The sequence below is a fragment of the Streptomyces sp. CWNU-52B genome (assembly GCF_047444975.1).
Lineage (GTDB): Bacteria > Actinomycetota > Actinomycetes > Streptomycetales > Streptomycetaceae > Streptomyces.
The window spans coordinates 18018-30343 of record NZ_JBLFJV010000044.1; the positions used below are offsets into that span (position 1 = coordinate 18018).

The 12326-nt window shown below is 70.9% G+C and carries 12 protein-coding genes; 4 read left to right on the forward strand and 8 right to left on the reverse strand.

Going from position 1 to position 12326, the window contains the following annotated elements:
* Positions 1-54: 54 nt before the first annotated feature.
* The gene (locus ACLVWQ_RS29740; RefSeq protein WP_414112306.1) at positions 55-414 is read right to left on the reverse strand and encodes an arsenate reductase family protein; all 360 of its coding nucleotides are present in this window, start codon (positions 412-414) and stop codon (positions 55-57) included.
* A 236-nt stretch (positions 415-650) separates the two neighbouring features.
* On the opposite strand from ACLVWQ_RS29740, the gene ACLVWQ_RS29745 reads away from it, so the two are divergent.
* Both ACLVWQ_RS29745 and ACLVWQ_RS29750 read left to right on the forward strand, forming a co-directional pair.
* Positions 651-959, forward strand: a complete 309-nt coding sequence (locus ACLVWQ_RS29745) for a hypothetical protein (protein WP_414112307.1) — start codon at positions 651-653, stop codon at positions 957-959.
* Between the two features lie 345 nt (positions 960-1304).
* The gene (locus ACLVWQ_RS29750) at positions 1305-1625 is read left to right on the forward strand and encodes a hypothetical protein (RefSeq protein ID WP_414112308.1); all 321 of its coding nucleotides are present in this window, start codon (positions 1305-1307) and stop codon (positions 1623-1625) included.
* Between the two features lie 192 nt (positions 1626-1817).
* Here ACLVWQ_RS29750 and glnA read toward each other — a convergent pair whose 3' ends face one another.
* A complete protein-coding gene (gene glnA, locus ACLVWQ_RS29755; RefSeq protein ID WP_414112309.1) occupies positions 1818-3227 on the reverse strand; it encodes a type I glutamate--ammonia ligase in 1410 nt (469 codons plus the stop codon).
* Positions 3228-3426: 199 nt separating this feature from the next.
* Here glnA and ACLVWQ_RS29760 point away from each other — a divergent pair, with 199 nt between their 5' ends.
* A complete protein-coding gene (locus ACLVWQ_RS29760; protein ID WP_414112310.1) occupies positions 3427-3894 on the forward strand; it encodes an RDD family protein in 468 nt (155 codons plus the stop codon).
* 162 nt (positions 3895-4056) lie between these two features.
* On the opposite strand, the gene ACLVWQ_RS29765 is transcribed toward ACLVWQ_RS29760, so the two are convergent.
* The 4 genes from ACLVWQ_RS29765 to lipB form a co-directional block, all read right to left on the reverse strand.
* Positions 4057-4755 (reverse strand): DUF4191 domain-containing protein, encoded by a 699-nt coding sequence (locus ACLVWQ_RS29765; protein ID WP_414112311.1) that lies wholly within the window; start codon positions 4753-4755, stop codon positions 4057-4059.
* Positions 4756-4926: 171 nt separating this feature from the next.
* Positions 4927-5127 (reverse strand): hypothetical protein, encoded by a 201-nt coding sequence (locus ACLVWQ_RS29770; RefSeq protein ID WP_414112312.1) that lies wholly within the window; start codon positions 5125-5127, stop codon positions 4927-4929.
* Between the two features lie 280 nt (positions 5128-5407).
* Entirely contained in the window at positions 5408-6373 is a 966-nt protein-coding gene (lipA, locus tag ACLVWQ_RS29775; RefSeq protein WP_414112313.1) for a lipoyl synthase, read from the reverse strand.
* A 461-nt stretch (positions 6374-6834) separates the two neighbouring features.
* Positions 6835-7635, reverse strand: a complete 801-nt coding sequence (lipB, locus tag ACLVWQ_RS29780; RefSeq protein ID WP_414112314.1) for a lipoyl(octanoyl) transferase LipB — start codon at positions 7633-7635, stop codon at positions 6835-6837.
* A gap of 260 nt (positions 7636-7895) precedes the next feature.
* Here lipB and ACLVWQ_RS29785 point away from each other — a divergent pair, with 260 nt between their 5' ends.
* Positions 7896-9497, forward strand: a complete 1602-nt coding sequence (locus tag ACLVWQ_RS29785) for a regulator (RefSeq protein WP_414112315.1) — start codon at positions 7896-7898, stop codon at positions 9495-9497.
* 237 nt (positions 9498-9734) lie between these two features.
* On the opposite strand, the gene ACLVWQ_RS29790 is transcribed toward ACLVWQ_RS29785, so the two are convergent.
* Both ACLVWQ_RS29790 and ACLVWQ_RS29795 read right to left on the reverse strand, forming a co-directional pair.
* Positions 9735-11126, reverse strand: coding sequence for an NAD(P)/FAD-dependent oxidoreductase (locus ACLVWQ_RS29790; protein ID WP_414112316.1), 1392 nt, complete (start codon positions 11124-11126; stop codon positions 9735-9737).
* A gap of 293 nt (positions 11127-11419) precedes the next feature.
* Positions 11420-12325 (reverse strand): TIGR01777 family oxidoreductase, encoded by a 906-nt coding sequence (locus ACLVWQ_RS29795; protein ID WP_414112317.1) that lies wholly within the window; start codon positions 12323-12325, stop codon positions 11420-11422.
* Position 12326 lies beyond the last annotated feature (1 nt).

A 12326-nucleotide genomic window follows, 5' to 3' on the forward strand; every position in this document is an offset into this window, starting at 1 on the left:
GTCACCCGAGTAACGTAGATCACACAGGAGTCACCCTCCGGTCTCCGCCGGGGCTTACCGCCGCAGCGCGTCCCGTACCGCGTCGCCCGTGCGGGCGACCACCGCGGTTCCGTCCTGCGCGGTGATGATGGGCCGCTGGATGAGCCGGGGGTGCTCGGCCAGGGCCGCGATCCACCGCTCCCGCGAACCGGCGTCGCGGGCCCACTCCTTGAGTCCCAGCTCCTTCGCCTCGGCTTCCTGGGTCCGGGTGATGTCCCAGGGCTCCAGCCCGAGCCGCTCCAGGACCTCCCGGATCTCGGCCGCGTCGGGCACGTCCTCCAGATAGCGCCGCACCGTGTACGCGACCCCCTCCGCGTCGAGCAGGCCGATGGCGCTGCGGCACTTGGAACAGGCCGGATTGATCCAGATCTCCATGCCGGACAAGGTACCTCGAAGGGGGCGTGCGCCGGAGGGTCTGTTCGATTTTAGCGGCACCCCGTACGTCTCTCGTGGAGCTGCTGTGACATCACGTCAATTACCTGTCCCACCTGGCCTTATGGTGGGCTTTGCGGACTGTCCGGATGTCAGTGGCGGGCGGTAGACTGGGAGCAGTGTTCGAGAGTTCCGCCGGAGACGCCGGCCGGTGCCCCGACCGCGACAGGAGGATGGCTGTGCCCGCTGCCGCACTCATTCCGCTGCCCACCCAGTCCACATCCAAGAGGGCGGTCCTGCTCGACCGGCCGTACCGGCCCGTCGAGAAGCGTCCGCTGCCACCGGGGCGCCCCCGCGAGTGGTACATCACGCACAACCGCCGCCTCAAGGCGATGCGGCTCGCCATCGCCCTCCTCGACTCCGGTGTCTACCTGCCCAGCCAGGCGCGCGACGAGAGGATCCGCGGCACCGCCGAACTCATCGGCGTACACCCCCCGTCGGACACGACCTGCCGCATGGTCCGGGCCCTGATGAGGTACGCCCGCTGAGCTCACGCCGGTGGCGCCGCCCGTGCCGCGGGCGGCGCGGGCGGCGCGTCGACGTGAGGGAGGGCGGGGTTGAGTTGGCTTCGGGGGTACGGGAAGCGGTGGCCCCGGATGTGGATGTGCTCGGCAGGAGGCACCCCTATTGCTCCTCTCTGTGACGATTTAGCTTGACTCCGAGGCGATATGTGACCGCCTGTAAGCGGAGCCGCCCTTTATTCGTTTCCGTCGGACAGGCATCGCCCGGCATCCTGAGGGCTACTCTCGACGTCACCGACGGCCCGGCGCACAGCCCGGCGCCCCGTCGGAGAGCTTCAAAGCCCACCACACTCACGTACAAGGAGACCCGCCATGGGTGCCTTGATCATTTTGGCGACCCTCGCTCTGGTCGTCCTGGGGTTCACCGACCCCGTCTGGTGGCTGGCCGCCGCCGCCCTGCTCTACCTGTACGTCCGGCACATCCGCACCGGCCCGGGATCCCCCGGCTCGTCGTCGACCGGCGGAGCCTCGGGCCGGTCCGCCGGAGGCGGTGGAGGCGGCGGTGGCGGAGGGTCCGGTGGCGGCTCGGGGCGGATGGACAGCAACTACCGCGCGTACCGCCAACGCCGTGACCGGATGGCCAAGTGGGAGCGCCGCTACCGCCGCGAACGCCCCTGGAACACCAGGAAGTGAGCCACCCGGCACCGGGAACCCGGCCTCCAAAGACCAAGGATCAAGGACGAAGGGTCGAGGACCGAGGGTCGAGGACCAAGAACGACGGAACCCCGCCACACTGCCCGAGGGGGCGGTGACGGGGCTCCGGCGAGAACCGTGACGTGACGCGAGGCGAGACCGTGCGGGTCCGCCGGATCGGTCACACGTCGGTTACACGTCGTAGTACAGCTCGAACTCGTGCGGGTGCGGGCGCAGCTGGAGCGGGGCGATCTCGTTCGTGCGCTTGTAGTCGATCCACGTCTCGATCAGGTCGGACGTGAACACGTCGCCCGCGAGCAGGAACTCGTGGTCGGCCTCCAGGCGGTCGAGGACGGCCGGGAGCGAGGTCGGGACCTGCGCCACGCCCGCGTGCTCCTCGGGAGCCAGCTCGTAGAGGTCCTTGTCGATCGGCTCGGCCGGCTCGATCTTGTTCTTGATGCCGTCGAGGCCCGCCATCAGCAGCGCCGCGAAGGCGAGGTACGGGTTGCCGGAGGAGTCGGGCGCGCGGAACTCGACGCGCTTGGCCTTCGGGTTCGAGCCGGTGATCGGGATACGCATGGCCGCGGAGCGGTTGCGCTGCGAGTACACGAGGTTGACCGGGGCCTCGAAGCCGGGGACCAGGCGGTGGTAGGAGTTCACCGTCGGGTTGGTGAAGGCCAGCAACGACGGGGCGTGCTTGAGGATGCCGCCGATGTAGAAGCGGGCGGTGTCCGACAGGCCCGCGTAACCGGCCTCGTCGTAGAACAGCGGGTCGCCGTTGGCCCACAGCGACGAGTGGATGTGCATGCCCGAGCCGTTGTCGCCGAAGATCGGCTTCGGCATGAAGGTCGCGGTCTTGCCGTTGCGCCAGGCGACGTTCTTCACGATGTACTTGAAGAGCTGGAGGTCGTCGGCCGCGGCGAGCAGCGTGTTGAACTTGTAGTTGATCTCGGCCTGTCCCGCGGTGCCCACCTCGTGGTGCTGACGCTCGACCTGGAGGCCGGACTTGGCCAGCTCCAGGGAGATCTCGGCACGCAGGTCGGCGAAGTGGTCGACCGGCGGGGTCGGGAAGTAACCGCCCTTGTAGCGGACCTTGTACCCGCGGTTGTTCTCGATCGCGCCGGTGTTCCAGGCGCCGGCCTCGGAGTCGATGTGGTAGAAGGCCTCGTTCGACTTGGTGTCGAAGCGCACGCTGTCGAAGACGTAGAACTCGGCCTCGGGACCGAAGAAGGCGGTGTCGGCGATACCGGTCGAGGCGAGGTACGCCTCCGCCTTCTTCGCCACGTTGCGCGGGTCGCGGGAGTACTGCTCGCCCGTGATCGGGTCGTGGATGAAGAAGTTGATGTTGACCGTCTTGTCGCGGCGGAAGGAGTCGACGCGCGCGGTGGACAGGTCGGCGCGGAGCGCCATGTCGGACTCGTGGATGGCCTGGAAGCCGCGGATCGAGGATCCGTCGAACGCCAGCTCCTCGGTGGGGTCGAAGGCCTCCGCCGGGATCGTGAAGTGCTGCATCACACCCGGAAGGTCGCAGAAGCGGACGTCGATGAACTTGACGTCCTCGTCCGCGATGAACTTCTTGGCCTCGTCGGCGTTCTGGAACATCCAGCTCCTCCTACTCCCGCCCACTTCGGACCGGGGTGGTAGTTCGTTCGTGCGGCCAGTGCGGTGGCACACGCTGAGCCCGACCTTAAGGACGGGTGATTTCTCCAGCGTGACCCATTTGTTTCGCCCAAGTTAACCGGACGAGGTCCGGTGTACCCCACGTGTCCGCATGGCAAAACGGGCGCAGTACCGTGGACGGGTGGACAACAGGCAAGCAATCGGATCGTGGCTGTCCGGACCCCGCGCGGCCGCGGAGGACGCCGGTGCGGACTTCGGATACCGGGGTGAGCAGCTGGGTCTGCCCGAGTCGGGCCCCGGATCCGTCGCGCGGCCCGGACGGCGTCTCGGCGCCCTCGCGGTCGACTGGGCGCTGTGCACCTTGATCGCATACGGCCTGATCACCGACGGCTACGGCCAGGCTACGGGCAACTGGGCGCTGCTCCTCTTCTTCGCCCTGAGCGTGCTGACCGTGGGCACCCTCGGCTTCACCCCCGGTAAGCGCCTCTTCGGCCTGCGGGTGCTGGCCCTGGACACCGGCACGGTCAATCCGCTGCGCGTGCTGCTGCGTACGGTCCTGCTGTGCCTCGCGATCCCGGCCCTGATCTGGGACCGCGACGGGCGCGGGCTGCACGACCGCCTGGCCCGCACGGTCGAGGTCAGGATCTGAACCGCCCGGACTGAACCGCCCGGACTGAACCGAACGGGGTCGCACCGAACGGGGCCGTGCGGCTGTGCCCGGACCGGGCCGCCCTGCGGGCATGAGAACGGGGCGCCCCGGAACCGTCGGTGATTCCGGGACGCCCCGTTCCAGTGGAGCTCAGAGGCCGTGCTAGCGCATCTTGCCGCCGCGCGGCATCCGCATGCCCTTGGGCATCGGACCCTTGGGGAGCGGCATGTTGCTCATCAGGTCGCCCAGGGCGCGCAGCCGGTCGTTGGTCGCGGTGACCTGCGGGCCGGTCAGCACCCGGGGGAGCTTCATCATCGTCGTACGGAGCTTCTTCAGCTCGACCTTGCCCTCGCCCGTGCCGACGAGGATGTCGTGCACCGGCACGTCCGCGACGATGCGGGCCATCTTCTTCTTCTCGGCGGCCAGCAGGGTCTTCACCCGGTTCGGGTTGCCCTCGGCCACCAGCACGATGCCGGCCTTGCCGACGGCCCGGTGGACCACGTCCTGGCTGCGGTTCATCGCCACGGCCGGAGTCGTAGTCCAGCCGCGCCCGACATTGTCGAGCACCGCCGCCGCCGCGCCCGGCTGGCCCTCCATCTGCCCGAAGGCCGCACGCTCGGCCCGGCGTCCGAAGACGATGGCCGACGCGAGGAAGGCGAGCAGGAGGCCGAGAATGCCGAGATAGATCGGGTGACCGATCCAGAAGCCGATCGCGAGGAAGACACCAAGGGTGACGATTCCGACAGCCGCGAGTACAAGACCGATCATTTTGTCGGCCTTGCGGGTCATCTTGTAAGTCAGGGCGATCTGCTTGAGCCGCCCGGGGTTCGCAGCGTCCGCTGCGGGTTCCTTCCTCGCCATGGCATGAAGTCTACGTGGCGGGGGAAGCGCCGACGACGCCGGTGCCGGGTCGGGGCCCTCGACCCGTCTCCTCGTGCGGTGGCGCGTGTTGCTCGGTGGGTGCTCGGTGCGTGCTGTGGTCCGAGTCCGTGCTGTGTCCGTGCTGTGTCCGTGCTCGGTGGTGCGCGTCGGTCAGTGACGCGTGACGAGGGACTGCTCCAGGACACGCTGTGCCTCGACGCGGTCCTTGGCGCGGCGGCGGTCTTCCAGGACGGAGGTCCAGGCGTTGCGGCGCGCGGTGCGCTGGCCGCTGCTCATGAGCAGTGACTCGACGGCACGGAGTGCATCGGTGAACGACGGAATCGCTGTGGCGCGTACGGGCGCGGCCTGCATGATGGGAGTCCCCCCTCGGGACGGCGGCTCTGGCTAGGGCTCTACGGGGTGTAGGACCAGGGTCACTGAATGGTGTTACCAGGGCGTGACCGACCGGTCAAACGCCAGTGAAGCCTTGCTGTGCAGGGCTGAAACCCCGACGCGGCCCTGAGACGGCCCCCATCTGCGGGGACGGTCAGGACCGCGTCGTATCGGCCACTACCGATGGGTAGCCGCTTGTGCGCAGGTTCACACGTCGAGGGTGGCACTGCGTGCCATTCGGCGGAGTGTCCGGTGTGCTTCAGACCGCCTGCGAGGCGACGTACGCACCGCGCTTCTCGATCGCCATCTGGTAGAGGCGGCCGGCCCGGTACGAGGAACGGACCAGCGGGCCCGACATCACTCCGGAGAAGCCGATCTGCTCGGCCTCCTCCTTCAGCTCCACGAACTCGTGCGGCTTCACCCAGCGCTCGACGGGGTGGTGGCGCACGGTCGGACGCAGGTACTGCGTGATGGTGATCAGCTCGCAGCCCGCCTCGTGGAGCTGGCGGAGGGCCTCGCTGACCTCTTCACGGGTCTCGCCCATGCCGAGGATCAGGTTCGACTTCGTGACCAGACCGTAGTCACGGGCCTCGGTGATGACCTTCAGCGAGCGGTCGTAGCGGAAGCCCGGACGGATGCGCTTGAAGATGCGCGGGACCGTCTCCACGTTGTGGGCGAAGACCTCCGGGCGGGAGGAGAAGACCTCGGCGAGCTGGGCCGGCTCGGCGTTGAAGTCCGGGGCCAGGAGCTCGACCTTGGTCCGGCCCTCGGCGCGGGACGCGGTCTGCTGGTGGATCTGGCGGACCGTCTCCGCGTAGAGCCAGGCGCCGCCGTCGTCGAGGTCGTCGCGGGCGACGCCGGTGATGGTCGCGTAGTTGAGGTCCATGGTGACCACGGACTCGCCCACGCGGCGGGGCTCGTCACGGTCGAGGGGCTCGGGCTTGCCCGTGTCGATCTGGCAGAAGTCGCAGCGCCTCGTGCACTGGTCGCCGCCGATGAGGAACGTGGCCTCGCGGTCTTCCCAGCACTCGTAGATGTTCGGACAGCCCGCCTCCTGGCAGACCGTGTGCAGGCCCTCGCTCTTCACGAGGTTCTGCATCTTGGTGTATTCGGGACCCATTTTAGCCCGGGTCTTGATCCACTCGGGCTTGCGCTCGATGGGGGTCTGGGCGTTCCGGACCTCCAGGCGCAGCATCTTGCGTCCGTCGGGTGCGACTGCGGACACATCGGCTCCCTGTAGCTTCGATTCTTCGGCGTACACCAGGGTACGCCCGTGCGCTTCTTGGCCCCCGGGGTGGTCAACCTTCGGGAACGGGGGTGCATTCCCGGGGGTTTGCTCCGCACCGGGCGGCAGTCGGGTGCGGGCCGGTTGTGGCTGGTCGCGCCGTTCCCCGCGCCCCTTGTGGGCGGGGCTTCGCCCTCGCCTCCCCGGCTGTCTGTCGGGTGCGGGTCGGGTGTGGTTGAGCGCGCCGTTCCTCGCGCCCCTTGTGGGCGGGGCTTCGCCTTCGCCTCCCCGGCTGTCTGTCGGGTGCGGGGGGTGTGTGGCTGGGCGCGCAGTTCCCCGCGCCCCTGAAAAGCGGGCTGCGCCCTGCTTTTCGGTTTTCAGCCGTCCGGCGTTTGAGGACGAGGCCGTTCAGGCCGATGCGGGGGGCTGGGGGCGGCAGCCCCCGGAAGGGGCGGGAAGGTTTACACCGCCGCCGTCCGTTCGACCTCGCGTGGCTTGAGGTCCGCGTTCTCCAGGACATCCCCCAGGTGCCGCTCGGCCACCGGCAGCACCTCCTCGATCGTGACGTCGCGTCCCAGCTCGTGCGCGAGCGACGTGACCCCCGCGTCCCGGATCCCGCACGGAATGATCTTGTCGAAACTCGACGTGTCCGGATTCACGTTCAGGGCGAAGCCGTGCATGGTGACCCCCTTGGCCACCCGGATCCCCACGGCGCAGATCTTGCGGTCCTCGCGCCGCTGCCCGGCGTTGGAGGGCGCGTACTCGGGCCCGTCCAGCCGCGGGTCGAACTCGTCGTCCGTCAGCCGCGGGTCGAAGTCGAGGGACAGCCCGCCGAGCGCCGCCCGCCGCTCCACCGGATCGCCGAGGACCCAGACACCGGCCCGCCCCTCCACCCGGCTCGTCTCGATGCCGAACTCCGCGCAGACACGGATGACCGCGTCCTCCAGGCGCCGGAGATGGGCGACGACGTCCACCGGTCGCGGGAGCTTCTGGATCGGGTAACCGACCAGCTGCCCCGGGCCGTGCCAGGTGATCTTCCCGCCCCGGTCCACGTCGACGACGGGCGTGCCGTCGAGGGGCCGTTCGCTGTCCGCCGTGCGCCGGCCGGCCGTGTAGACCGGAGGGTGCTCCAGGAGCAGACAGGTGTCGGGGATCTCGTCCTGGAAGCGGGCCGTATGGACGCGGCGCTGCTCGTCCCAGGCCTCCTGGTACTCGACGGCGTCCGCACCGAAACCCATGCGGACGAACCGCAGCTCACTCACGGCAAGCGCCTCCCTGCAAGAGTCGTAAGGCTCATGACGGCCCCACGTCACTGTACGTCCGACCGATATGCGTCAGCTCTGAGGGCAATCCTCACACGATCGGATGAATGCGCGTCGAAGTGTGCGATCGGCTGTTTACGGAGCGCTACATTCGCGCCGTTCACGAGGCTCATCAGGGCTGCTCAAGGCATGGCGGCCGACCTCGCCCCGGGCCTGCCCGTACAGGCCCCCAGCCCGGAAGGCAGGAGTTCGCACCGCAGATGTCGGAACGACCCGCGCAGCGCACCCCCAACCGTCAGCTCGCCGCACTTATCGCAGAAGCGGGGTTCTCCAACGCGGGGCTCGCCCGTCGAGTGGACCAGCTCGGCCTCGAACACGGTCTCGATCTGAGATACGACAAGACATCGGTGACCCGTTGGCTGCGCGGACAGCAGCCCCGGGGCACCACACCGGCACTGATCGCCGAGGTGTTCACCCGCCGCCTCGGCCGCCGGCTCAGCGCACAGGACCTCGGACTCGACGCCTGCGCACCCGTCTACGCCGGGCTCGAGTTCGCCGGCACGCCCGAGGAGGCCGTCGACATCGTCGGCGGGCTGTGGCGCAAGGACTCGGGGAGCCACGCCGAACTACGCAAGATCGCGTTCACCCCGGCGGGGCTCGTCGTACCCAGCCGGGACTGGCTGATCGGCCGGGCCGACGACCGGGTGGGCCGCGGCGACCCCGCCGCCACCGCACGCATCCCGGTACAGCAAGGCCCAGGAACCCCAGGAGGTCCAGGGGGTCCGGGAGGCCTGGCGACCCCGACAGGCCATGGGAGCCAAGGAAGTCATGGAAACCACGGAAGTCACGGAAGCCACGCGGGGCAGGTCGGCCGTCCGGTTTCCGTCCGGCCCTCCGTCGTGCCCGAGCAGGGCAGAGCCGCGTCCCGGCAGCGCGCGGGGACGGAGCGCGGCCCCGGGCAGCGGGTGACCGCGGGCGACATCGCGGCCCTGCGCTCGGTCGGCGAGCTGTTCCGCACGCTCGACCACGCGTACGGCGGAGGGCACGCCCGGCAGGCCCTCGTGCGGTACCTGGAGCACGAACTGGAGCCGATGCTGCGCGGCACGTACGGCGAGCAGACGGGGCGCCGTCTGTTCTCGGCGGCCTCCGACCTGACCCGGCTGGCCGGCTGGACCTCGTACGACATCGCCGCGCACGGACTGGCGCAGCGGTACTTCGTACAGGCGCTGCGGCTGTCACAGGCGGCGGCGGACCGGGCGTACGGCTCGTACGTGCTCGTGACGATGAGTCGACAAGCCGTCTATCTCGGGCACGGCCGCGAGGCGGTGCAGCTGGCCCGGGTCGCCCAGCAGGGCGTGGGCTCCGCGGCGCCGCCTGTCGTCCAGGCCCTGCTGTACGCGGTCGAGGCACGCGGTCACGGTGTCCTCGGCGAGGTGCGCGCGGCCACGGCCTCGCTGGTGCGGGCCGAGCGGGCCCTGGAGGTCGCCAGGCCGGGCGACGAAGTGCCGTACTGGGCGCGCTTCTTCGACGAGGCGCAGCTCGCCGACGAGTTCGGGCACTGCCACCGCGATCTCCAGCAGTACCGGGCGGCGGCCCAGCACGCCGAGCGCTCGCTCCAGCTGCGTGCCCCGGGGTTCGCGCGCAGCAGGCTGTTCTGCCGGGTGGTCCTGGCCTCGGCCAGGCTCGGGCTCGGCGAGCTCGACCAGGCCTGCCAGCTGGGCGCCGAGGCGGCGACGCAGGCCTCGGAGATGCGGTCGGTACGGGCACTGGAGTACGTACGCGACTTCGAGCGCCGGCTGGAGCCGTACCGGGACGCGGCGCCGGTGCGGGGGTATCGCGACAAGGTCGCGGCGCTCGGCTGAGGGGGCCGAAGAGCCGGGGCCGGGGGCGGTCGTGTGGCGGCTGCGGGCCCGTCGTGGCTGGTCGCGCAGTTCCCCGCGCCCCTGACGGGGACGCCCCTGACAGGGGCGCCTCCGACGGGGTGCCACGGAACCGTGGAAGAGGCGATGCGATGGAGGTCCTGCCCCGTGACAGGGCCTCCATCCCGGTATCCCGGTATCCCGGTATCCGGTCTCCGTCGTCCCCGGCTGTCGGCCCCGTTACGCGGCCGTGGGCGTCGGCAGCGGTGCCGCCGTCGCCGGTGAGCCGACGCCCAGGTCCGTCAGGAGGGCCGTCGCCGCCCGGTGGCCCGAGTGCAGGGCGCCCTGGACCGTGCCGGTGTCGCGGTGGTCGCCGCAGACGTACAGGCCCGCCAGCAGGCGGACCGGGCGCCTGAGGTCGTACGGCGGCAGCATCGTCGGCACCGCGTCCGGCGTGCGGTGGACCGCGAGCAGCTCCCAGCGGTGCGTGGCGGTGCCGTAGAGGGCGGCCAGGTGCGCGCGTACCGCTCGGTCCGTGTCCAGGTCCGTGTCCGCGGGCGGTGCGCCCAGGACCGTCGACGAGATCAGGGCGCGGCCCGCGGGGGCCCGGGACGGATCGACCTGGCTCATGACCGCGGTGTGGGCCACCGGGCCCCGGCGGTCCGCGTCCAGGAACAGCGCCGCGTCGGCCAGGGGCGGCTCGTCCGCCGTGTGGTGCACCACCGTCACCGGGTGGAACGCCGGCACCCGCAGACCGGGCAGCAGCTCGGCGGCGTCGCGGGCGCCGGTCGCCACCAGGACGCCCCGGCAGCGCAGTTCACCGTGCTCGGCGGTCGTCACGGACGTGGTCGACAGGGAGGTGACCCGCACCCCGGTATGGACCGTCCCCGGCGGCAGGGCGTCCGCGAGCAGCTCGGGCACGGTGGCGGCGCCGCCCTCGGGGACGCACAGCCGCCCGGCGGCGAAGGCCCGCAGCGCGAGGTCGGCGCACCGGCTCGACGTGGTCAGATCGGGGTCGCAGAGCAGCGCGGCCAGGAGCGGGCGCAGGAAGCCCTCGACCGTACGGGCGGGCATGCCGCGTGCCGCCAGTGCCCGTCCGGCGGGCCGGTCGGGCCGGGCCAGCAGGCGTTCCACGGGGACCGTCGCGATCCGGCCGAGGGCCGCGGCCAGCCGGGCCTGGTCGAGCGCGCTGCCGAGGGGCGGGAACGCCCGTGACACGGGCGCGACGGCGGCCGGGGGCAGTTGTCGGAGCTGCCGGATCCTTCGAGGAGGGCTCACGAAGGCGCGTGCCGCGTCGAGTGCGCCCCTTGCGCCCCCGGCGCTCGCGGGCTCACCCGCCCGGTGCACGCGCCCCTCGGCATGGACGAGGACGCCGGGGGCGAACGGCCGCAGGACGAGGGCGTCCAGGCCCGGGGTCAGCCGCAGTTCCGGGTACGCGGTGGAGAGGAGCCGTCCGACACGGTCGAGACGGAAACCGTCGATCTTCTCGGTCGCCATGCGGCCACCCACATGAGGGGCGGCTTCCAGGACGACGGTCGATACACCTGCGCTGTTCAGCCGATGTGCGGCCGAGAGTCCCGCGACCCCGGCCCCCACGATGACGACGTCCGCCTGGCAAGCGGGCTCAAGCACGTGCCCCTCCTCGAGGTCGCGCGGCTGCTGGGAGCGCCTTGCCCCCAACGGGTATACGAAATACCCGAGTTCGGGACGAGGGTAGGGCCGCGGCAGCCCGCGGGAACTCGCGCACGAGCAGGGCACGGTCGCACGCCGGTCGCATGTGGCAGGGAGCGGGGCCCAAGACGTGTGCATGGGCCAACTGTTTGTCCTCAGGGGCGCGTCCCGGGCACCTGGGGGCGCGGGGAACCGCGCAATCTTCCGGCGGGGGCGAGGGAAGGCCGGTTGCTGACAGCGCGCGGCGCCTGCACCTACGCCTGAGCCAGTGCCGCCCGAACGGCCTCCTCGATCCCGGGGAACGCGAAGGCGAACCCCGACTCCAACAGCCGGGTGGGAAGCACACGCTGACTGCCCAGCACCTCCTGCGCCATCTCGCCGAGCACACCCTTCAGCACGGGCGCGGGCACCGTGAAGAGCGTGGGCCGGTGCAGGACACGCCCCATGGCAGCGGTGATCTCGCTGTTGGTGAGGGGGTGCGGGGCCGTCAGGTTGAACGGCCCGGACAGGGACTCGGAGTCGAGCAGGTGCCGCAGCGCGGCCACGTGGTCGTGCAGCGCGATGTAGCTCCAGTACTGCCGCCCGTCGCCCATGCGCCCGCCGAGTCCCGCCTTGAAGAGCGGGAAGAGCCGGCCCCAGGCGCCGCCCTTGGGGGCCACCACCAGCCCGGTCCGCGCGAAGACGGTCCGTACACCCGCCTCCTGGGCGGGGGCCGCCGCCTCCTCCCACTCCACGCACACCGAGGGCAGGAACCCGTCCCCGGGCGGCGCGCTCTCGTCGACGGCGCGTTCGCCGGTGTCGCCGTAGAAGCCCACGGCGCTGCCGTTCAGGAAGACCCGCGGCGGCCGGTCGAGGGAGGCGACGGCCTCCGCGAGCGTGGCGGTGCCGAGGACCCGGCTGTCCCGGATCGTCCGCTTGTACGCGTCGGACCAGCGGCGGTCGGCGATACCGGCGCCCGCGAGGTTCACCACGGCGTCACAGCCGGAGAGCCCCACCGCGTCCAGGGTCTGCCGCTCGGGGTCCCACTGGACCTCGTCGTCCGCGCGGGGCGTACGGCGTACCAGCCGCAGCACCTCGTGCCCGTCGGCGGTCAGCGAGCGCACCAGAGCGGTACCGATGAGACCGGACGCGCCGGCCACGACGATTCGCGAAGCTTCCATG